Source organism: Rhizobium sp. P28RR-XV, assembly GCF_012641385.1.
In the GTDB taxonomy this organism is placed as follows: Bacteria; Pseudomonadota; Alphaproteobacteria; order Rhizobiales; family Rhizobiaceae; genus Rhizobium.
This window is the reverse complement of the sequence record NZ_JABAIG010000001.1, coordinates 123,916-146,369: the sequence shown is the minus strand read 5'-3', so window position 1 is coordinate 146,369 and position 22,454 is coordinate 123,916. Positions and strand designations below refer to the sequence as shown.

At 59.6% G+C, this 22,454-nt stretch carries 17 protein-coding genes and 1 tRNA gene; 3 read left to right on the top strand and 15 right to left on the bottom strand.

All coding sequences use genetic code 11. The annotated features are described in order from the left end of the window. Positions 1 to 26: 26 nt before the first annotated feature. The 4 genes from HGP12_RS00705 to HGP12_RS00690 form a co-directional block, all read right to left on the bottom strand. On the bottom strand, positions 27 to 1,358 hold the full coding sequence (locus HGP12_RS00705) for a diguanylate cyclase (RefSeq protein ID WP_168838649.1): 1,332 nt from the start codon (positions 1,356 to 1,358) through the stop codon (positions 27 to 29). Positions 1,359 to 1,542: 184 nt separating this feature from the next. Continuing rightward, positions 1,543 to 2,373: a response regulator gene (locus tag HGP12_RS00700; protein WP_168838648.1), complete on the bottom strand. Its 831-nt coding sequence runs from the start codon at positions 2,371 to 2,373 to the stop codon at positions 1,543 to 1,545. A gap of 217 nt (positions 2,374 to 2,590) precedes the next feature. Further along, positions 2,591 to 5,179: a mechanosensitive ion channel family protein gene (locus HGP12_RS00695; protein ID WP_168838647.1), complete on the bottom strand. Its 2,589-nt coding sequence runs from the start codon at positions 5,177 to 5,179 to the stop codon at positions 2,591 to 2,593. A gap of 374 nt (positions 5,180 to 5,553) precedes the next feature. After that, positions 5,554 to 6,969, bottom strand: coding sequence for an FAD/NAD(P)-binding protein (locus HGP12_RS00690; protein WP_168838646.1), 1,416 nt, complete (start codon positions 6,967 to 6,969; stop codon positions 5,554 to 5,556). A gap of 660 nt (positions 6,970 to 7,629) precedes the next feature. Here HGP12_RS00690 and HGP12_RS00685 point away from each other — a divergent pair. After that, positions 7,630 to 8,847, top strand: a complete 1,218-nt coding sequence (locus HGP12_RS00685) for an SfnB family sulfur acquisition oxidoreductase (protein WP_168838645.1) — start codon at positions 7,630 to 7,632, stop codon at positions 8,845 to 8,847. A 24-nt stretch (positions 8,848 to 8,871) separates the two neighbouring features. Here HGP12_RS00685 and HGP12_RS00680 read toward each other — a convergent pair whose 3' ends face one another. The 3 genes from HGP12_RS00680 to HGP12_RS00670 form a co-directional block, all read right to left on the bottom strand. Next, positions 8,872 to 9,339 carry an RrF2 family transcriptional regulator gene (locus HGP12_RS00680; protein WP_168838644.1) on the bottom strand — a complete coding sequence of 156 codons (468 nt, stop codon included), beginning with the start codon at positions 9,337 to 9,339 and terminating at the stop codon, positions 8,872 to 8,874. A gap of 208 nt (positions 9,340 to 9,547) precedes the next feature. Beyond that, positions 9,548 to 11,008 carry an FAD/NAD(P)-binding protein gene (locus HGP12_RS00675; RefSeq protein WP_168838643.1) on the bottom strand — a complete coding sequence of 487 codons (1,461 nt, stop codon included), beginning with the start codon at positions 11,006 to 11,008 and terminating at the stop codon, positions 9,548 to 9,550. Between the two features lie 533 nt (positions 11,009 to 11,541). Further along, positions 11,542 to 12,321, bottom strand: coding sequence for an aminoglycoside adenylyltransferase family protein (locus HGP12_RS00670; protein ID WP_168838642.1), 780 nt, complete (start codon positions 12,319 to 12,321; stop codon positions 11,542 to 11,544). Between the two features lie 459 nt (positions 12,322 to 12,780). Between HGP12_RS00670 and HGP12_RS00665 the strand changes: the two genes are divergently transcribed. Next, positions 12,781 to 13,077 carry a hypothetical protein gene (locus tag HGP12_RS00665; RefSeq protein WP_168838641.1) on the top strand — a complete coding sequence of 99 codons (297 nt, stop codon included), beginning with the start codon at positions 12,781 to 12,783 and terminating at the stop codon, positions 13,075 to 13,077. 265 nt (positions 13,078 to 13,342) lie between these two features. Here HGP12_RS00665 and HGP12_RS00660 read toward each other — a convergent pair. From HGP12_RS00660 to HGP12_RS00625, 8 genes are all read right to left on the bottom strand, one after another. Beyond that, a tRNA-Lys gene (locus HGP12_RS00660) sits at positions 13,343 to 13,418 on the bottom strand. A gap of 124 nt (positions 13,419 to 13,542) precedes the next feature. Then, entirely contained in the window at positions 13,543 to 14,460 is a 918-nt protein-coding gene (locus tag HGP12_RS00655) for a PhzF family phenazine biosynthesis protein (protein WP_168838640.1), read from the bottom strand. A 68-nt stretch (positions 14,461 to 14,528) separates the two neighbouring features. Further along, positions 14,529 to 15,266 (bottom strand): NUDIX hydrolase, encoded by a 738-nt coding sequence (locus HGP12_RS00650; protein ID WP_168838639.1) that lies wholly within the window; start codon positions 15,264 to 15,266, stop codon positions 14,529 to 14,531. Continuing rightward, on the bottom strand, positions 15,263 to 16,378 hold the full coding sequence (locus HGP12_RS00645; protein ID WP_168878665.1) for an endonuclease/exonuclease/phosphatase family protein: 1,116 nt from the start codon (positions 16,376 to 16,378) through the stop codon (positions 15,263 to 15,265). Before HGP12_RS00645 ends, HGP12_RS00650 begins: the two co-directional genes overlap by 4 nt. A gap of 53 nt (positions 16,379 to 16,431) precedes the next feature. Beyond that, a complete protein-coding gene (locus tag HGP12_RS00640; RefSeq protein ID WP_168838637.1) occupies positions 16,432 to 17,427 on the bottom strand; it encodes an isopenicillin N synthase family dioxygenase in 996 nt (331 codons plus the stop codon). 77 nt (positions 17,428 to 17,504) lie between these two features. Continuing rightward, positions 17,505 to 18,536, bottom strand: coding sequence for an ABC transporter ATP-binding protein (locus HGP12_RS00635; protein ID WP_168838636.1), 1,032 nt, complete (start codon positions 18,534 to 18,536; stop codon positions 17,505 to 17,507). Then, a complete protein-coding gene (locus HGP12_RS00630) occupies positions 18,524 to 20,218 on the bottom strand; it encodes an iron ABC transporter permease (protein WP_168838635.1) in 1,695 nt (564 codons plus the stop codon). Before HGP12_RS00630 ends, HGP12_RS00635 begins: the two co-directional genes overlap by 13 nt. 17 nt (positions 20,219 to 20,235) lie before the next feature. After that, positions 20,236 to 21,216 carry an ABC transporter substrate-binding protein gene (locus tag HGP12_RS00625; protein ID WP_168838634.1) on the bottom strand — a complete coding sequence of 327 codons (981 nt, stop codon included), beginning with the start codon at positions 21,214 to 21,216 and terminating at the stop codon, positions 20,236 to 20,238. A gap of 174 nt (positions 21,217 to 21,390) precedes the next feature. On the opposite strand from HGP12_RS00625, the gene HGP12_RS00620 reads away from it, so the two are divergent. After that, entirely contained in the window at positions 21,391 to 22,449 is a 1,059-nt protein-coding gene (locus HGP12_RS00620; protein WP_168838633.1) for an aldo/keto reductase, read from the top strand. The last annotated feature ends 5 nt before the right edge of the window (positions 22,450 to 22,454 follow it).

Genomic DNA, 22,454 nt, shown 5'->3' with positions numbered 1-22,454 from the left:
GAGCAATCACGACTATGGGGCGCGGCCTACTGGGCCGCCTCCTGGGTCATCTTGAAGTCCGAATAGACCTGATTGCGACCATTGTGTTTCGCCATATAGAGAAACTGGTCGGCGGCGTTGAGATAGTTGTCGAAGGATTCGTATCCGGCGATCTCGGCAACACCAATGGAAACCGTCACTGACAATTCCTCGTCATCGGCGTGAACCTTCAGATCCGCAAGGCTGAGGCGCACCTCGTCGCACACCTCGGTCGCCGCGCGTGAATTCATTTCGGTAAAGAGAATGGCGAACTCCTCACCGCCGAGGCGGGAGAGCAGGTTGTCGCTGCCTTCAAAAAGCGAACCGAGCCGGCCGGCAACCGCCTTCAAGACCTGATCGCCGATCTCGTGACCATAGGTATCGTTCAGATTCTTGAAATGATCGATATCGAGAATGGCGACCGAACTCGGACGCTGGCGGCGCAGGCAATCGTTTACGAGACGCGGACCGTGGTCGTAGAAATAACGCCTGTTATAAAGACCCGTCAGATAGTCGCTCGCCGCCGCCGCGCGCAATTGCTTCAGCTGCGCCAATGTCTCGACGTTCAACGCGATACGGCACTGTAATTCCTCTGGAACGAAGGGGCGATAGATGAAATCGCTCGCGCCGGCCTTCAGGAAGGTCGCGGACAGCAATCGGTCATTCGATGACGAAATGCCGATGATCCGCATCCGGTCCGAACCAAAACGATGGCGGATGCGACGGGTCAGTTCATGGCCATTCATATCGGGCATGTTGTAGTCGGTGACGACCACTTCGATATCGTTGAACTCCTCGAGCGCCGCCAGGGCTTCGATCCCGGTGCCGGCTTCGGTGACCTTGAACTGCTGGGCATGCAGCAAATCCGTCAGCATCTTTCGAGCCGACGGAAGATCGTCCACAACCAATACGCGCGTCGATCGATTGGCAATGGCGCGCCGGACGGACGAGACCAGATTGTCGAGCGCGAACTCGCCGTCCTTGAGCACGTAATCGACGACACTGCGCTCCATGATGCGGTTGCGCGTCGCCATGTCAAAAGACGCGGTAAAAACGATGGTGGGAATATTGTGGGCGACGGCGACATCCAAAGCCTCGCCATGGGCAGCGTCGGGCAGATTGAGGTCGATCACAGCCATGGTAAAGCCACGGTCCGCATCCGCCAGCGCGTCGTTCAACACTTTCAGCGATGGGCAATGCGTAACCGCCAGGCCGAGTTCGGTCTCGAACCGATGCGAAAGCACGGCTGAAAACATGCGGGAATCCTCCACCAGAAGTATCTTCTGGTGGCCGTTGCGGTGGCCGCCGCCATCGCCGAGGGATCCCACATGCAGTACCATTTCCCTTCAATTCCTCCCGCGCCGTAGGCGCCTGAATCTCAGTCAATTGCAGGGTCTGCCAAACCGTCCTTCACCTTATCCTGAACAGGATTCGTGAAAAAATTGGAACCATAGATTGCGGAGTTTTATACAAAAATGATTTCTCCTCACATTCTTTTGATGGACTTCCCTGCTTTCGCAATGCCTAGGCGGTTTCCTCGACTTTACGCGCCGTCTGGATTTGCAAAAGCGTGTCGAGATTCTGATTCACGCGGCAGTAGAATTCCTCGTCGATGAATGGCCGCAGGATGAAGTCGTTGCCGCCGGCCTTGAGGAACCGTGCCGAGAGCAGCCGGTTGTTGGACGACGAAACGCCGATGATGCGCAGCTCGTGCGAACCGGTGGTGGCGCGAATGCGCCGCGTCAGTTCGAAGCCGTCCATGTCGGGCATGTTGTAATCCGTGACCATAAGGCCGATATCCGGACTGGCCTTCAGGATTTGGAGCGCCTTGGCGCCGCTTTCGGCAACGCTGACACGGAAGTTATAGCGCTTCAGGCGGCTGGACAGCAGAGCGCGCGCCGTCGCACTGTCATCGACGATGAGCACGTGATGGCGGTGGTTGGTGAGAAAGCGGCAGATCGATTCCGCCAGCATGTCGACCGCAAACACATTGTCCTTGAGAATGTAATCGACGACATCTCTGGCGATCAGCTCGTCGCGCATACCCTCCAGGAAGGTGCCGGTGAAGGCGATGGTGGGAATGCTGAGATCGACCAGATAAGCCAGGGCTTCGCCTTTCTCGGCTCCCGGTAGGTTCATATTCGAGATCGCCAGCTTGATCGGCTCCGACGACTTGTCATAGGCAAGCTGCAATTCCTCGAAATTGCGGCAAATCTCGACATCGATGTCCAGAAGCTCCTTGAGCCTGGCCCGGATCATAGCGGTGAAAAGATTGGAATCCTCGACAAGGAGAATGCGCGAGCCGGCAAGAGACGCACCGGAATACTGCATCCCCGAAACACCCAGAAATGGCATAATGAAAACCTGTTACTGAAAATGATCCCCTCTGTACTTTTTTAGAACAAAGCTTTTGCGGATTCATTAAACCGATTGGTTTCCCAGAGATGAAGAAAGGTAGCATCCGCCGCGGCGGACGCAGGCGAATGTTCCGGCTCTTGGAACCGGTCGATGATCAGCAAGCGTTGAGCATCGTGTGCCACTGATGCCGGCTACAAGTCCGGCCCTGCCCGGCTCACTCCGCTGCGGTTCTGCCGCGGCGACGGCCGGCACCCTTTACCTCGGAAGCACTCTCCTCGGACGGAGCAACACCTTCCGCCGGATCGGCCTCCGGCCCATCGGCCGAATCCGTCAATATACTGGCCGCAATATCGCCGTGCCGCTCTCTCCTGCCGTCGCGAACGATATGCAGCTCCTGATGCGGATAGGGAATGGCAATCCCCTCCTCCTTGAACCGCCTCAGGATTTCGATGCGCAGATTGTTGCGGATCTCCATGCCGTCGGAAAGATCCGAGAGGTAGAAGCGCATCTCGAAATCCAGAGATGACGGACCGAAGCGCAGGAACTCCACGTGCGGCTCGGGATTTCTGAGGACCTTCGGGATCGCCCGCACCAGTTCCAGCAGAATATCCATGACCTTGCGCGGATCGGCATCATAGCTGACGGATACCGGAATTTCCGAGCGGCCGAGCCGGTTGCGATGCGTCCAATTGCCGAGCGAAGCGTTGATGAGCTCGGAATTCGGTACGATGATCGACTGTTTGCGGAAGGTCTCGATCTCGGTCGCCCGCACCGAGATGCGCTTGACGATACCCTCCGAAGTGCCCGACACGATCCAGTCACCGACCTTGAAAGGCCGTTCGACCAGAAGGATCAGGCCGGACACGAAATTCGACACGATGTTCTGCAGACCGAAACCGATACCGACCGAAAGGGCACTGGCGACGAGCGCGAGGCTGGACAAATCGATGCCGGCAGCGGAAATGGCAAAGATGGCGGCCAAGGCTATGCCGAGATAGCCGATACCGGTCCTCACGGAGTTGCGGACGCCCAGATCCACCTGCCCGCGCGCCATGACATTGCTGTCGAGCCAGCGCTGGAACCAGCGCGTAATCATATAACCGCCGGCAAACAGCAGAATGCCAACGAATATGCCGAGCAACGAGATCGACATGTTGCCGATCTTGATCTCGGTAAACAGCCTGTAGGCGAAGACCTCCAGATCCTGGATGTGGAAGCCCCAGGACAGCAGGATCAACGGAATGCCCGTCAGCAGCGCGACGGCATAGGTCGCCAGCCCGGCAGCGAGGCCGGCCTGATCGAGCGCCACTTCGCGAAGCTTCAGCCGGTTTTCCAGAAAGCGGCCGATGATCGTTTCGGCAAAGACGCCCTGCTTCGATACGGCCTTGCCGAGCTGAAAGCCGAGATACATGGTCGCGATGACCGCACTCGTCACGATCATCTGCGTTGCCATGAAGCGGGCGAGGCCGACATAACCGATGAACGAGATGAAGATCACCAATATGCCGAGAGCGCGAAGAATGATTGCCATGCCATGCGGCCAATGACGGCCTGGCGCATCCGGATCGCCGTTCTTGGCCAGCATCGGCGAGCCGAACGAGGCGGCAATCAGAATGAGGCCGATCAGCAGCGCCGCCAGGAAGCTCTTTGCAACGGTGACGACGACGGGCGAACCCATGGACTCGCTGATGCGGTCGAAGACGTAGTCCAAACCATTGACCACGGCCATTGCCTGCAGGCACCAGGTCAGCGAATGCGCGCCCTTGTTCGACAGCTTGACGAGGCGCCAGTGCGGCCGGAACGGCGCGAAGACGGCGTTGCTCAGGCGGCCGACGAAATAGACAAGCCCGATGAAACCGAAGACCGCCGCCAGTATCGGCGCGATATCCGGTCGCAGGACATTGAAATTCGACAGGAAAAAGAAGGACGTGACGAGAAATGCCGCCAACGACAGGGTGCGGATCAAGGTCGACCAGAAGGCGACGGAGAGCCGGCTGATATAGGGCGGATTCTCGATGGCCTCGTCCTGCACGTAATAACGGCGGAACAGCCTATAGCCACCGGCGAGGAATAGCAGTGCCGCGCCGATCGACAGGCAAACGGCGGCCAGGAACGAAGCGAGCTTGGCTTTCAGCACGAATCCGATCCAGCTCGTCACGGCGCCGCTGAACTTGATGCCCTCATCGACGAGAGCCGCGCCCGCATCGTCGAATGTGGCACCGGAAATCTCCGTCCGCTTGAACAATGTCTCGGCGAACAGCTTTCGGCGCATTTCCATGAACTGCATGGAAAGCCGATTGGTCTCCGCGGTCAGATTGTCGGCATCGAGGATCACCGCGCTGATCTGCGCGCGCTCGGCATTGAGCCGGTCACGCTCCTGCGCGACGATCGGCGCTTCCGGCGGCTGGCCCTCCTTGGGGGCAGCGCCGAGCTGGGTCAGGCGCGTATCGATCTCGGCGGTGCGGGGTTTCAGACGTGTCGAGATTGCAGCGACGGCGCGATTGAGCTCGTCGACACGGCCCGAGAGCGCCACCAGCGCCTCATCGTCCGCTCCCGATTGTTTTGCGCTGTCCTGGAGGGTGTCGTATGTCTTCTTTGCCTTATTGAGATCGGCAACGGCCGCATCCAGCAACCCGTTTGCAAGCTGCGTGGGCTGTTGCTGATCCGTTTGTTGCGACTGCTGGGCCGGCTGCTGATCCTGCGCAAAGGCATAGCTACCCGCCAACGGAAGGGTGGCGGTAACGGTGCCCAATCCCAGCAGCAAAAGGGGCAGCAGAAAAAGACGGAATTTCAGCGGGCGCAAGCAAAGCTCCTCGTCGCACATAACTCGCAGGCAGCGGATGATCGAAATCGCCGAAGAAAATCGCGAACCGAGTCGTCCTATAGTGTGATTGCGAATTTCATAGTCTTTACGCGAACGCCTTGTAAGACAAAGAAAGGCGACACAAAGGCATTCCACGCCTTTATCCGGTTCTGAATCGTGCCCGAAGCCGGATATCGCTCGCTTCGTCCCGAAGACGACGTGTCGGACCGCTCATGTCTGCGTGGAAATAGGCCGGAGCCAAGCCTTGGCAATGGGTCGTCCATGGCCGCCTGCTTCGCGATGTCAGAATGAAGATCACACCTTCGGCAGGCCGGATGGGCGCGCCAAATTGCTTAAAATAGATCCGCGAAACGTCAGCCGGCCTTGCACTGCGGATGAAAGCGCTCCGCCACGTTTTCGGCTGCTGCATAGGCCTGGGTCACGATCTCCGGCACCAGATCGATATCGGGAAGACTTCCGAGCCCCAAGGGGCCGATGGCAAAGAGCCCCTCCGTCGTGCGGCCATTGACCTCGAGCGCACCGCTCGCCTCGACGGCCAGACCGAGGCCGAGTTCGTCGGGCACCGCAAGGCCGGTGTCGATCAGGCTGCGCAGCAACGGCGCATTCAGATCGGGCGCCTGGCATCGACAGTCGATCACATCATCGGCGTAGAGCTGCTCGGGTTCTGATCGGCCTGCGGGCCTCAAAACCATCCCGGTCGGTGTCCGCCGGATGAAATGGCCGCGCCGCAACACGGTATTCCCCTCGGCCAGTTCCTGCTTCAGGCGAACATGCAGGGCTTCGGGCAGCCGGTTGCGATGGCTGTCGTAGAGTGCCCGCAGATGACGGTTGAACTGTTGCTTCTGGCCGGCGGGCAAGGATCGCCAGAGCGACCGCGCATGCTTGCGCAAGCCGTTCATGACAGACTGCCAGCTTTGGCCACTCGTCTCAGCCTCCTCGCAGGCTTGACGGATAAAGCGAACGATCTCGCTGAGATTGCGAGGCATTTTATCGGCGGGGAATACCGGATCGGCATTGTTACGCGTGTGGCTTTGCGGCAGGAAGCCCCGCCTCGAAACGATGGTGATCTGCCCGGTATAACCATTGTCGCGCATCTGCAGCAGCCGGTCGACGACACGCAGGCCGCTGCCGAGCAGCAGCGTATGCGGGCGCGACACCAGGCGCCGTGCCCGCACCGTCGTCGGGACATTCACGAGATCGCTGGCCTGCGATTCCTGATCGGTGATGCCGTAGCCGGTCGCCACCACCACCATGTCGAACGGCGCGTTAACGGCACCGTCGCTTTCCACCACGAAGCGGCCGCCGCGAACGCGGCGAAGCCCGAAGACCGTCTCGCTGCTGACCTGCACCGCAACATCGCGACGCGACGAGAAAGCCTCGGAAAAGCGCTGATAGACGTAGTCGCTGAAAATGCTCTTCGGCACGAAGATCTGCAAAAAGCCGGGTATGGCGGCGGGAACGGCACTGCGGAACGGCGCATTGCCACAAAGCCATTGATTGAAATCATCGGGATCGCCGGCGGAGACCGAAAGATCGCGAACGCGGCTATTGAGGATTTCGCTGCTATGGCCCGAGGCCAGCGCCTGACCGCCGCTAACGCTGGAATTGGGGTCGAAAAGCTGTAGATGAAACGGAAAGCGCACTGTCTTCATCAGGGCGATCGCCATCATCATACCGGAAAAGCCGCGCCCGATAACGGCAATGCGCGGCATCACATAAGACTGTGCCGCCGCGTTCGTCCTGGCGGAAAAAAATCCCTGAACCGTCATATCAACTCCTGGGGCGAGAGGTGCTCGATCATGCCTTTCTTGAGGCTTGCTCACTTTACGGGCCCAGAAACTCAAACTCCGATATCTGGTGCTCGACAGCCGAAGAACAGTGGCTGACAAAACGCACGGAGGCCGCTTCGGTTCTCAAAACTAGGCGCATTCTTTCAATCTGGATTTCCCTATCCGCTGCAAGAAAGATGCGACAGGCGGGTCCAACTCTGATCTACACCAGATCCCCGCAATCGGCTGCCATGTATTGCTTCTCGGAAGCCGTCAGGCAGCAGGATTATTGTCATTGTCTACTTATTTAGTCGTATATGAAAGCGCGAAAATGCGTCGCTAGCAAGTGCTTTCTTGTGGGACCGGGATCGGACTGTCGATGCTGCAACGCAAAAGACGCCTCGTGATCGTAATGCCTCCTCGTGGATAACGATGATTTCTTCCGGCGGAAAAGAAGAGTGTCTCATAGCCCCGATGCCACTGTGCGGCACCGCTTTCTACGTTGACGAGCAGAAGACGAGAAGCCGCAAAGCTCGCTATTGCAGCAACCATATATCGGCCCGCTCGCTTACAATTTCTGCATTTGACGCCTATTATGTCCAAGGACGTGGCGCGAACAACGCCTGAAAGACTGACCTGGCGCTGGCCGAGGAGTGGTGAATGGGGACTGTTTCGCAGTTGCGCGAACGCGTCAGGCCGCCCGCGCATCGCATTCAAAGCGAAGAAGAAGCGCTCGACATCGCGCGGTCACTCGCGGCTGATTTCGCACAGCAGGCAAGCGACCGCGATATCAACCGCATCCTACCCTATGACGAGATCGAAGCCCTATCCCAATCGGGCCTGCTCGGCATTTCAGTGCCCTCGGAGCATGGCGGCATCGATATTTCAAACTGCGTTCTCGCTGAGGTCATTGCCATCCTGGCGGAGGCCGATCCTTCCATTGCGCAGATACTGCAGACACATTTTCATGTGCTGGAGGCAGTCAGAATCGCCGGCGGCGAGGAACAACGGGCATCCCTCTTCGACCGGGCGATCACAGGCGATCGCTTCGGCAGCGTCTTCTCCCAACCAGAGACCGGCGGGACGGATCAGGATGTCCTGCATCTGGCACCGGATGGGCTCGGCTTTCGCCTCAACGGCCGAAGCCTGCCTTCCGCCAGCATTCTGTTTTCGGACTGGATCGCCCTGTTCGTCCCGGACAAACGCAAGGGGCTGATGGCGGCAATCGTGCCGAGAAATACCGAGGGCATTCAGATCATCGACGACTGGGACGGCTTTGGTCAACGAACCTCCGGAAACGGCACGACCATACTGCATGACGTTTATCTCAACGCCGACGCCCTGCTCCTGCAGCAGGAGAAGCTGACGGAGCCCACGGTGATCGATTGCGTGAGCCAGCTCACCCATGCCGGCATCAATCTCGGCATCGCCCGATCGGCTCTGGCGGCGACCATGGAGTTCGTGCGGACCAATCCTCAACTATCGGCGGATAACGACTCCAAGCGGGCCGTGGACGATCCATTGCTGGTGACGAGGATCGGCGAGATTGCCATTCGGATCGAGGCAGCAACGGCGATCGTGGAGCGCGCCGGCAGCAAGATCGACGCCGCCCAGATCAATCTCACCGAGGATCACGTCATCGATGCTGCGCTCTCAGTTGCGGCGGCCCAGGCGATTACCGCCGACATCGCGATGGAAGCATCCAATACGTTGTTCGATCTTGCCGGCACGACGTCGGCGCGTATCGGGCTCAATCTCGACCGCCACTGGCGCAACGCCCGCATTCACACGCTGTATGATCCCGCGCGCCGAACCCACAACATCGTCGGCAACTATCATCTCAACGGCATAAAGCCGGCAAGAAACTCGCTGGTCTGAAAACCGCAGGGAATGCCGGGAAGGTCAGCCGATCTGCGAGGCGCGGTGGTCTTCCCGCTCCGGGATATCAACATCCGCGCCGCCGGCAACGAACTGCTCCAGCGACATGTTGTCGAGAATCTCGGCAATGGCGTCACGCACCTCCGTCATGGAGCGCCGTACCTGACAGCGCTCCGGATCGGAACAGTCGTCGCAAGCTTCGTAGGCCGTGCGGCTGGCACAGCGGATCGGCGCCAGCGGCCCGTCCAGAGTGCGAATGACATGGCCGATGCGGATTTCCGACGCCGGGCGCGACAGCGAATAGCCGCCACCCGGCCCCTTCTTCGAGCGCAATACGCCGGCGTTTCGCAATTCGAGCAGGATGGTATCGAGAAACTTCTTCGGAATATTGTTGCGCAACGCGATATCGTTGATGAATGCGGTTTCGCCTGGACCGAGGCGTGCGAGATCCACCAACGCCTTCAGTCCGTATTTTCCTTTTTTCGTAAGCATCGCCGTCCGCTTTACTGCAAAGTCGATTGTTGAAACCCGGCTTGGCCACCCAAGAGAGACTCACCCGGCTCATCCTGTCATCATGGATCACGGAAGTAACCCCGCGCCCTTTGACGAACAAGATAGTAACTCACAAATTGTATAGTTTATATGAGTAAATTTAGGCAATTGTATCGCCTAAGCAACGAATTTGCGGCTTTTCTTGGATTTAGGCGGCGCTACTATCCCAATATGCCTTCCTTTTCCCATGCCTACGGCCGCTGATCGCGCCGGCGACCTGTTCGGCGACAAGAACGGCATGCTCGACCACTTCGGGCAGGCCCATGAGTTCGCCGAAGGTGCCGCGTGCGAGCGGTCCGGAAATAAACAGGGACGGCACCACCGTTCCGTCGGCGGCAAGTGCCCGCGATTGCGTATCGCAGGCAAATCCCAACCGCGCGGAATCCATTGCGAGATATCCGGCTTTCGACAGCTCTTCGATCCAGCCTTGCGATTGCAGAATGCCGCGATGTCCGGGGCCTGTGGTGACGACGACCGCATCGAATTGCCTGTCGACACGCCGCCCGGACCGGCTGAGCTGCAATGTGCAGTCAATGACGCCATTGGTAACGTCAACTGCCGCGACCGAAGCTGCCAGAACCTCGAGCCTGCCGCTTTCGATCGCCCGATCGCTGACCGCCTGCACCTGCGGCGCGACGCGAAAACGATGCACATCCCAGAACGGCCTCAAATGCCTGACGAGACGGCGCCGCTCCTCGGTCGGCAGCGCCTGCCAGACATGCCGGCCCTGCGCCCTCACCTGGTCGATGACGGCATGCCAGCTGCGCCCTTCGCCCTCCGCGTTGCGGATAGCAGCCCGCAGGCCGCGCAGGAGATCAAGCGCCGTCTTCGACGGCTCGCTGGCGAAATCCCCGAATGGTTCCTGCTTCACCGCCGCATGACCGCGCGAGCGCAGACCGCGTCGCGATATGGCGGTGACCGGTCCCGCATGCCCCCTGAGTTCGAGCGATGCGATGACATCGGCCGAGGTCAAGCCGTTGCCGACGACCAGGACGCGATCCTCGGCGCCGATAGCCGCTAGCGCATTCGGTCGTGTCGGATCAGGAACGAAGCGCGGGTGCCCCGTAAGCGCCTCCCGCAGCACCTGCGGCGGCGAGGGCGATGGATGGCTGGTGGCGATGACGAGAATATCCGCATCCACGCGCTGTCCAGCCGCACCGGTGACCGCCCAGCGGCCACCTGCCCTCTCGATGCGCTCCACGCCTTGCCTGACATGGACAACACGCCCATCCTCGACGAAGGGATGGATCATGCTGTTGATATAGTTGCCGAAGACAGAGCGTCGTGGGAAGAGGTTGCCATTGGCGGCAACCGCCGCCTCATCGTCGGCAAGCGCATTCCTCTGCTGCAGCCAGCGTTGAAAATGCTCGAGGTCATCCGGCAGCAGGCTCATCTTCGCCGCCGGCACATTGATGCGGTGGGCGGGATCTTGCGTATCGTAGGCAAGCCCTGCTCCCAGACGTTCCCGTGGCTCGAATATGAAGAGCTGGCCGGCTGGCAACGACTGTCGCTGCAGCAGATGGAAGGCAACCGCCGTTCCGGAAACGCCGCCGCCGACAATGACGATAACAGGCAGATCACGTGCCTGGTGGTCAGAGCCAATGGTCAATAGCCAACTCCCTCAAGATCGACCAGCACGCGAGTTCTTCGCGCGTCGAGCAATCGCAATTTCATTGGAGATAATCGTATACTCTATAAAATTTGTTGACAATACGATTGCGGCGGCGGCCCACTCCACCCGCAGCCAAAGGCAGCCAACACAATGCTGATATGCCTTTGCAAACAAGCGGTTATTTGTGCCTCGCACAATATTGTTTTTGCACCGCAGGATGTAAAAAACTTGGCAGGCGTCGTTCGAAAGAACATACTAGCGGTTGTTCTGGTTCGTGTTCTCTGTGGGAGGAGAAACATCATGGAACTGCTTCGTCTGCTCACTGCATTCGACTATACGCTGGTGCTGATTCTGGCCGTCATCTTTGTGTTCAGTGTTATGGAAGGCGGGCATAAAAAGCATTGAATATAGGCTGTTGAAGGCGATAGCCGTTGCGGCCGGGCAACCACGCCCGGCATGGTTAGATGCGCTTGAGCCACCATGCTCGAAACCCGCTACAGCCGCGCAAAATCGACACGCATGGCGATTGGCTATAACAGCGACAGCACGTGTTGATGCAGACAAGCCGCCGCCTGGCCGGCCTCATCCTGACGAATTGTCCAATCATCCCTCACATTGCCTAGATAGCCCTCGCGCGCATGCAGCAACGTTCGCGCCGGCTGCTTCGGCAGGCGCGATGCGGCCCAATCGGCTGCGATATCCTTGGTGACGAACTCCCCGGTTGCGGCCGTTCTCCACATGCGAGCCAGTGTCAGCAGGACATTCCGTTCATCCCCTGGCAGATTGACAAGCAGCGCCGGCAGCGCCTCCAGCATCGCGCGCCGAATGTGATCCATCGGAATTTCGGCCAGAAGATCGACCGGGGCGGGGCCGAACAATGGGCATGCTTGCTGCCGCGCTTGAGCCAGAACAAGCGTATTCTCCGGATCGGAATGAGGTTTGGGAACGGTGCCCGCCTCGAAGCCCTCGCGCAGCCATTCGCCATAGACGAATTCGCTCCGCGCCGGAAACGCTGGCGCAGCAAGATGATCTCCCAGGAACACCATCAGCTCGATGCAGGGCGGAGTGCCCGGACTGACCGGATAGCGGCCCGAAACGTCCAAAAGGGAAGAAAGAAGGTTTTTGCGCATGGCATCGGACATCGGCTGATCGATGACCGCCAGAATATCCACATCGCTTTGCGGCCGCAGTCCGCCCGCGACTGCCGATCCATGCAGATAAACGGCCAGCAGGCCGTCAGCGAACACACGCCTGGCGATTGCCGAGACGGCGCGCGCCTCAGCCGGTATCCTTGACGCTGCTGCCCGCATGCAAAGTCCTTTCGATCCGGGAACAAGTTGTGTCATTGTACTCGCAAATCCGACAGTAAATATTGCAGCAATGAATTGTATAATTCGATGCTCTTCGCTCGTTGAAGTCCGGGAATTATTCCACAAGCTTCGCGCAAACAATTCCTAGGATATTTCCTTGCGTCGATAAGACATCGAGCAAGGGGGATATACTTATGGGCTATGACTGGGACGGCATCAAAACGCGCCGAATGCGAAGGCTGAAATACGGGTTTTCGCTAATCCTCTTCACGATGTCCATCACCGCGCCAGCCATATTCCTGCTGCATCTCCGCTGAACCTTTTGCAAGGCCTGCGCCGATCGGCCGGCCGGGAAGCTTGCCTCGGAGCAGCCCTTGAAGTTTCCGGGACAACGAGCGGCGGGGAACCAAAGCGAGCTGCCGGCCGTTCCTAAAGGCTTGCGCCACTAAGGAGAACACCATGGCCGACGTCTCGCTGGACAAGGATATCAACGCTCAGATCGACGAGCTCCGCAAACAGATCAACAAGCTCTCTACCGTCCTGACAAAGAGAATCGACACCGCTTCGGATCGCGCGGACGAGGCTCTCTATTCATCGAAAGTGAAGGTGGCGCGCATCGCGGATCAGGCTCGATCAGAAAGCCGAAACGTCGTGCGGGCCGCAAAGGAAAATCCGACGGCCACGAGTTCCATCTTGATCGCGACGGCGCTTCTGGGCGTCTTCACCGGCCTTCTGCTCGGCAAGCTTTCGAACTGATCCGGTAATTCCTATCAAACAAAGACCGGCCGATCATTATGACAATGACATCACGTTTCGTTTGAAGCTTCGCCCTGCCTCGCGTTTGAACCGACAGTTGCGCGGCTTAGCGACGGACGCCAAGAAGCTCATGGAATGAGATCGAGCCCGCCGCATTCAAGAAAAGAACGGAACCCGAATTGGAAGCCGTTTCCAATTTGCTGGAAACCGGACAGCCGAAAACCCTTGAGACGCTTCAGAATATCTAACGTTTTCAAGAGGTTTTTGGTGGGTGATGTAGGGCTCGAACCTACGACCCGCTGATTAAGAGTCAGCTGCTCTACCAACTGAGCTAATCACCCGTACCGCTTGCTGGCGGCGTGACCGGGCATATAAATAGGATCGGTTTGATTGTCCAGCGGCCAGACGAATTTTCTTTGATTATTTGTCAAAAAAATTTCAGAAGCCGCGAAAAACCCCGTAAAATCAAAGCTCAAGGATTCCAGACGCAATGCGCACGGCTTGGCCGCCGATGCGGGCATTGGCGATCAGGCCGCCATCGACATCGACATGGAGGTGAATCAGAGACGGCCGTCCCATCTCTATGCCCTGCTCGATGATGAAGGGATGATGGCCGTCCGGCAGAGCATCGAACTGATTGATGGCGCCGGACAGCGCCGCGGCCGCCGACCCCGTTGCGGGGTCCTCCACAATGCCCATGCCGATCGGAAAGACGCGTGCATGAAACTTCGCCGTATGGTTGACCCCGCCACGGCAATAGATGAAGGCCGAGGCCAGAGCGCCATCGACGAAGGGGACCGTCTTTTCCCAAAGCTGCGAATCGAATTCCATCCGCTCGGCCACACCGACATCGTGCACCGGCACCAGAAGAAACGGCACCCCGGCGCTCCAGATGGAGGGAACATGGTTCTCGAAACCAATCTCGGTGATGTTCAGGCTGAGCGCGTTGGCGATGTCGGCCTTGTCGAGCGGCAATAGGATCTGCTGCGATTTCTTCGGCAGATCGAACTCGGCAAAGCTCGCCTTGTTCTGCCGCAGCTTGATGGCGCAGCGCACCGGCCCGACGCGTTCGTCGAGAACGGAGACGAGATCGAGATCTCCGCCATGGCTTGCATGGGCCTTCTCCGCCAAAGCGATCGCCGTGCCGACAGTCGGGTGCCCGGCAAAAGGCAGCTCGCGGCCGGGCGTAAATATGCGCAGGCTTGCCGTATGGGCCGGATTTTGCGGCGGCAGCACGAAGACCGTCTCGGAAAGATTCATCTCCCCGGCAATCGCCTGCATCGCCTCGTCGTTCAGGTCCTCGGCATCGAAGATGATTGCGAGCGGATTGCCCGCCAGCTTGTTGTCGGTGAACACATCATAGACACTATAGCTGCGCGCCAATCCGGCCTCCATCCATACTTCCAGACTCGATTATTCATACCGGCAAGCGACCCCAGCGCAAGCCCAAGCTATTTGCCGCTGCCGAAGAACCAGGCGAGAATGGGAAGCATCGCAATATTATAGGGGTGCGCCGTTGGGTCGGCCGATCGAATAGCGACCACGCCATCGACCTCGTCCTCTTCGGAAACGAGCATATGCGCCTCGATCCGCCGAAGCATGTCCTCGGCCGTCCACGGAAAACGGAAGACGCGAAGAAGCGTGACCGAACGCTTTATATGCATTGCGTAATAGCCTGGATCGGCGGTGGCATCGTTCAGGTCGAGACCAGTTTCCTCCAACACCTCGCGCCGCATATTGCCGTCGACATCGCCGCGCCCGTCGACAACGTCATTCTCATCCATCGACCCGGCGGCGCAATAGACTCGGCCGGGATTGGAGGTGTGTGGCGCCATGCGGATCGCGATGATCGCTCCGTCGGACGATACGGTGACGGCAAAGGCAAAAAGATGGAAGCCGCCCGGCTGCCTCTGCTTTCGCCACCAGAGAAACGTCGAGAACGGTACAATATAGGCCTCGCCCTTCACCGCGCCGCCATTGATCGACAGCCGATGCTGGAAGACCATGCGGCCGTCATAGAGAGATGGATTGGCGGCAATTTCCCTCGCCCAGTTTTCCTGCGCCGCCTCCTGCTCGCGCAGGTGAAACGGATGTTCGCCGGGAAACACGGTGAGGTCGATGCCGGAGATCGGAAATATGGTGCCTTCCGGCGGCCAGCCGGCCATGTCGTTCTGTTCTGAAAGGGTCATATCAAATCCAATGTCATGACGACGGGGCAATGATCGGATGCCTTCGGCCTGTCCCAGCCGGCGCGCGGGTAGCGCTCCACCTCCTGCCCCGGTGGAAATATGGTGCGGAAAGGCTGGCCCGAGCGCACGACATCCGGGAGCCGCGTTGCATTGGCCCGCGCCAGGGCCGGAGACAACCAGATATAGTCGAGCTGACAAAGCCGTTGTTCCTGCGGCCCGCGCGCGTGGTAGAGCGTCCAGCGGTCGAGCTCGTCCCGCCGCTGCATGACGTTTTCGGCAAAGCCGTCATGAGTGAAGACATCAAGCGCGCTGCGCTTGTCTTCACTTCGCGGCTCGAAACGATAGCCCGTGCGGCGCGTGCCGATGACATCGACCCATTCCTGATAGTCGTTCATGTCGCCGCAAATGGCGAAATTCTTCGTCGCCGTATGACCGGCGCCGAACCGGTTCTCGATGATGCGGCGAACCGCCATCGTCTCGGCCCGGCGGATCGGCATGGTCGCATGGCGTCCATCCACCCCTTCACGTGCCGGCCCCATCGATTTGAGGTGCGCCACAAAGAGCGAAAACGGCACGCCGCCGATATGGAGATGCAGCTCCAGGCAGTCGCGTTTGAAGATCTTGTCTTCCGGATGAAGCTCGAGTTCCGCCAGCTCGTCGTTGAAAAGGCCGAAATCGCCATAGGTCACCATGGCGTGACTTTTGATATCGTTGAGCACGATCGGCTGGCCGTCGCGCGTTTCCTCGCGCATCATGACGGCGACATCGATGCCGCGGCTGTCATTGCCCTCGATCAGGAACTTCTGGCGGTAGCCATTGCCGACCATGCGGTAGAGGTAGCCATATTCGAATGCCTGCAGCGCGGCCATGTTGTCGACTTCCTGCAGGCAGATGATGTCGGCATCGGCATCCGCGATCGCAAGCGCCGTCATCTGCCTGGTGTCGTCGGTCGCGGCGATCACGCGCGCGGCTTCGAGCTGCTGGTAGACCTCCTCGCTGCGGACATCGAAAAGCTGCAGCACCCGGTCCTGGCGCAGCTGATTGCGAAAACCGGTGTAATCGAAGCGGGTTAGAAGATTTTCAACATTGAATGTCGCAAGGCGCAGGGACATGAAGCATTCCAGTTTACAAGAATAATGTGAGCCGGCTTATTATTATAAGCGCATCAACCGGCTTTGGCTGTAACAGTCGATTTGAATTTGCCCATCAGATACGGACCGGACAGAACGGGAGCATATCTAGGCTCCTCACCCGGCCTCAGACATGAAGGCAGGCAGGCGATTTCGGCAAACCAGTTCGGTTGATGAAAGAAGGCCAGGGATTGCCGGCGCTGCATGCCGCCCTCTTCCGGCGGCGGATTGACGACGCGATGCACAGTGGAAACCCAGCGGTCATTGGTCCAGAGTGCCATCAGGTCGCCGATGTTGATGACGAAGGCCCCTTCCACCAGCGGTACCGGTGTCCAGTTGCCATCCGGCGCAATGATCTCGAGCCCTTTCGAACCGGGCTGCGGCAAAAGGATCGTCAGGCTGCCGTAGTCGGTATGCGCGCCGGCGCGAAGCTGGCCCGGCTGCGGCGGTACATGCTGCTCGGGATAATTCAGCGCCCTCAGCGCACTGATCGGAGCATCGACGTAAGAATCGAAGAAATGTTCATCGAGACCGAGCGCGGTGGCGAATACGCGCATGATGCGCGCCGCCAGATCCTCCATCGCCCCATAGTAAGCCTTCCATGCCTCCACGAACCCATCTGGCCGCTCCGGCCAGATGGTGGCGGCATAGCAGAAGCCGAGCGCTTCCGGATTGCTCATATCAGCGGGAACGGAAAGCGGGCCGCCATTGAAGCTTTCCTTCAGGTCCGGCGGCGTGTCGACATTGCGTGATTTTGCGAGCGCCTCCGTACCCGGCCCGAGATAACCGTAGGGATAGCCGGGATAGAGCGTCTTGGCGCGCTGTTTCACCTCGGCCGGCAGATCGAAGAAGGCCTTCGTCTTCTCCCATACCTCGGTGATAACGGCATCGCCGACGCCGTGATTGGCAATCGCCAGAAAGCCCGTCGAGCGGCATATCCGGTCCACCTCCGCGCCGAGTCGCTTTTTCTCGTCATGACCGGCCGCTTCGAAGGCACCGAGATCGAAAATCGGAAAGCTATGATCGGACATGCGCGACTCCCATCCGTAACTTCAAGCAAATCAAGCATAGGAGGAGCCGGGGAACAACCATCTTATCCCCCGCCCGATTAAAGCCGCCAGGCCGAACGAATGGCAATGGGGTAGGCATCCCCCGCAGCGACCTTCTCGCGGCTATAAGCGCGCAACACTTGTCCGTCCGGCATCGACAACCTTACCGCATAACGCTCGCCCTCGTAGAGAACGGAATCGACTCGGCAGGAAATGCCCTCCGCATCGGCGAGTACGTCTTCGGGCCGCACGAGAATATCCGCAACCGCCGAGCCGCCTGCCCGGTTCTCCCAAAGGCCTCGGAAGGAGGCCCAATCGATGCGGCGCGGACTGCCATCGGGAAAAGCAAGCGGCAGTATGGCGCCCTGCCCGACCAGACTGCCGACCATTCTACCTTCGGGCCGAGCATAGATTTCCGCCGGCGGCGCCACCTGCAGGAGCCGCCCTTCGGACATGACGGCGACATCGGTCGCAAGCGCCATCGCCTCGCTCTGGTCGTGCGTGACATAGACCATGGTGGCGCCCGAACGCTGGTGAAACTCGCGGAAAGTCTCCTCCATCTCCTTCTTCAGGTGACGGTCAAGATTGGCGAGCGGCTCGTCGAGCAGCACGACGTCGGGCGATGTCACCAGGCAGCGAGCAAGCGCCACGCGCTGACGCTGGCCACCTGAGAGATCGGCGGGCCTGCGCTCGGCATAATCGCCGAGGCGCACTGTCGCTAATGCCTCGCGCACCTTGTCGCGATAGCGCTCGCCGGAGATACCACGCACCTTCAGAGGATAGCCGACATTGTCTGATACGTTCATGTGCGGCCAGAGCGCGTAGGACTGGAACACCATCGCCATGTTGCGCCGCTCCGGCGGCAGCATGGTCGCCGCATCCGCCAGCAACCGCTCGCCGAGATGGATGGAGCCATCGGTCGGTTGCTCGAAACCGGCGATCATTCTGAGCACGGTCGTCTTGCCGCAACCGGACGGGCCGAGCAGCGCCAGGAAACCGCCCTCCCGCACATCGAGCGACAAGGCGTTGACGGCAGCACGCCCGCCCGTGCCGAAATCCTTGCTGACGTGATTGAGGATCAGCTTCGCCAAGGCACCACTCCTTTCGGCAGGCGCTTGGCCATGATTTCCAGAAGCACCATCATGATGACGACCATGGCGATGACGATGACCGACATGGCCGAGGCAAGATCGGCGCTGCCGCCATCGTCGAGATTGTAGATGACGACGCCGAGCGTCTGCGTGCCAGCCGACCAGAGGAGCGCCGAAACGGTCAGCTCGTTGCAGGCGATGAGGAAGACCAGGATCACCGATGCGCCGGCCGCCGGCGCGATCAGCGGTACGATGATATCGGCAAGACGGCGGAAGAAGCCTGCACCGGAAAGACGCGCGGCCTCCTCTAGCGCCGGATCGAGCTGCAGGAAGGCGCTCATGACCGGCTTCAGGCTGACGGCGAAATAGGCGGAGAAATAGGCAACCAGGATGATCCAGATCGTCCCGTAAAGCGTGACGTTGAGGATCGGCAAGGGTGCTGCGAACACCAGAATGAAGCAGACGGCGATGATGATGCCGGGAAGCGAATACGGGATCTCGATCATACCGCCGACGATGCGGCTCAGCATGTCCTTGCGCCGCGTCAGGGCGTAGGCCGCAAGGACCGTCACCAGCAGGAGACCAAGTGCGGTCGCGGTCGCCAGGAATAACGAATTGGAGAAGGCGGTGCGCGTTATGCTTTGCCGAAACAGGATCTCGGTGAAGGCATTCAGCGATGCCGTCTTGAGGGTGAGCGGCACGCCATAGGCGGGCACCAGCGCACCGGCGACCAGCGCGAGGAAGGGCGCGACGAGCATGACGAACAGGATGGCGCAGAGCACAGGCAACGCCAGATAGCGCCAGCGGCCCAGCGAAAAGGCAGCCGTTGCGCCGGAAATGCCGATGACGCGATAGTCGCGTCCCTTCAAGGCTCTGCCCTGCACGGCAAGCCCGGCAACAGCGATGACGGCGATCATCGTCGACAGCATGGCGATGTCGCCGAAGGTGCGTGGTCCGAAACTGGAGAACTTGGTGAAGATCAGCGTCGACAGCGTATAGATCGAGGCGGGTATGCCGAGGATCGCCGGAATGCCGAAATTGCCGATGGACGAGACGAAGGCAATCGCAGCGCCCGCAATGACACCGGGCAGAGACAAGGGCAGGATGATATCGCGGAAGACACGCAGGCCGGACGCGCCCGAAAGCCTTGCGGCCTCGACGCCATCGCGCGGCAGCGCCATCAGGCCGGCGCGCAGAGCGAGATAGACGAGCGGTGCATGCTGAACGCCGTAGAGCAAAGCGATGCCACCGACAGAATAGAGCGGCTGCGGCGAGCCAAGCGGCGGCGCGATATGCAACGCTTTCAGCAAGGGGCTCGACGGCCCGGACATCTGCACCCAGGCGAGTGCCGTCACTTGCGGCGGAATCATCATCGGCAATACGAAGAGGAAGCCGAGCAGCCCCCTGCCCGGCAGATCGGTCAATGTCAGCAGGAATGCGAATAGGCAACCAAGGACCACCGAAACGATCGTGCCGAGCACGGCGGTTTCGATCGTGTACCAGGCCGAGCGCCAGAGCGAGGGATCGGTGATGAGTTCATAGGTGCCGCCCCTAAGCAGCGCCTCGATGCCGGCAAACGCCAGCCGTGCCAGCGGCAGGACGCTGAGCAAGAGCACGACGACAACAACAAAAGGAAACAGCCAGGCCGGCTGGCTGTTTCCCCGACGCACATATGAGTACATTCCAAATCCGGGTCGGATTACTTCGACTTGAAGTAGGTGGAGAAGGTCTTGAGGTCCTGATCCGTGTTCTTGAGAGCATCGGCCGCATTCAACGGCAGAACCTTGATGCTGTCACGTGCCGGGAAGCCTGCCGGCAGCGGCGTGCCATTGCGGGCCGGAATATAACCGAGCTTCAGGAAACCTTCCTGACCCTTTTCGGAGAGGACGTAATCGACAAATTTCTTGGCGGCATCGTCATGCTGCGTGCTGGCGAGAATGCCGACCGGCTCAGTGACGGCGGAAACGCCTTCCTTCGGGAATACGAATTCCAGCGGGGCACCCTTGGCTTTTTCTCTGATCGGCATGTAGTCGACGATCATGCCATAGGCCTTCTCACCCGAAGCAACCGACTTGAGCACAGCACCGTTGCCGCCGGAAGCGATCGCGCCGTTGTCGGCGAGGTTCTTGTAGTAGTCCCAGCCGAGGCTGCCGACGCCGGCGAGCGTCTGTGCGTGGATGAGAGCAGCACCCGAAGCAAGCGGGCTCGGCATGGCAACCAGGCCCTTGGCTTCCGGCTTCACCAGATCCTGCCAGCTTGCCGGCTTCATCGCGGCAGCCGTGTTGTAGACGATCCCGGTCGTGATCAGCTTGGTGGAATAGTAATAGCCGCCGGCGTCATAGAGCGACGCATCGTAATTTGCGGCTTCCGGCGACTTGTAGGCAAGCAGCTTGCCGGCTTCCTTCAAGCGCTCAAGCGTCACCGTATCGGCAATCAGCAGGACATCGGCAACCGGAGCGCCGGCCTGCATTTCAGCTTGAAGCTTGGCGATGATCTGCGGCGTGCCGTCGCGAACCCAATCGACCTTGATGCCGGGATTGGCGGCCATGAAGCCATCGACGGTGGCCTGCGCATCGGCATTCGGCTGGCTGGTATAGAGGACGAGGTCGGCGGCACTGGCGGCGCCGGAGAAAAGAGCGACGGCCAGCAGGCCGGCGAGAGCGGAAACAAACGTCTTCATGAAGCGTCCTCGGCTGGATGATCAGGAAGGTTCCTTAGACGGATGGCTTAACATGATTGTGACAGTTGAATTTTGAATACATTGCCGTTCGTATGATGATTGAATCTTGACCATCGCTATCAGGCACTATTTCCTGACGTACGTATTTCAGACGGGATCGAGGAGGACTGATCTATGGAATATCGCTTGCTTGGCCGCTCCGGCCTCAAAGTTTCCACCATCACTATGGGCACCATGACCTTCGGCGGCGTCGGCTGGGCGAAGACCGTTGGCGATCTCGGCATCAAGGATGCGAAGAAGCTTGTGGACATGTGCATCGATGCCGGCGTCAACCTGCTCGACACGGCCGATGTCTACTCGCAAGGCGCATCGGAGGAAATCATCGGCGAAATTATCGGCGGTCCGCGCAAAAACGGTGCGCTCATCGCCACAAAGGCGCGCTTCCCGATGGGGGCTGGCGCCAACGATGCCGGTTCATCCCGCCAGCATCTCATCCAGGCCTGCGAGGCGAGCCTGAAGCGTATGAAGACCGACGTGATCGACCTCTATCAGCTGCATCAATGGGACGGACAGACGCCGCTCGAAGAGACGATGGAAGCGCTCGATACCTTGGTTCGCCAGGGCAAAGTCCGCTACATCGGCTGCTCGAACTTTTCCGGCTGGCACATCATGAAAGCGCTCGGCGTCAGTGAGCGCGACAGGCGCGAACGTTTCGTCAGCCAGCAGATCCACTACACGCTGGAAGCCCGCGACGCGGAAAACGAGCTGGTGCCCGTCAGCATCGACCAGGGTCTCGGCATCCTCGTCTGGAGCCCAATTGCCGGCGGCCTTCTTTCAGGCAAACATCGCCGCAATCAGGCGACACCAGAGGACACGCGCCAGTTCGCCGGCTGGACGGAACCGCCGATCCGCGATGAAAACCGCCTTTGGAATATCGTCGATACGCTGGTGGAAATCGCCGAAGGCCGCGGTGTTTCGGCCGCTCAGGTGGCGCTTGCCTGGCTCATCGGCCGCAAGGGCGTGACCTCGGTCATCATCGGCGGCCGCACCAAGGCGCAGTTCAAGGACAATCTCGCCAGCGCCGAGCTGAAGTTGACGGACGAGGAGCGCAAGCGCCTCGACGACGTCAGTCTGCAGCCGCTGATGTATCCCTATTGGCACCAGTGCAATACCGCCAGCGACCGGCTGAGCGAGGCCGACCTTTCGCTGCTCAGCCCACACCTGGCGAAGTAAGGAAA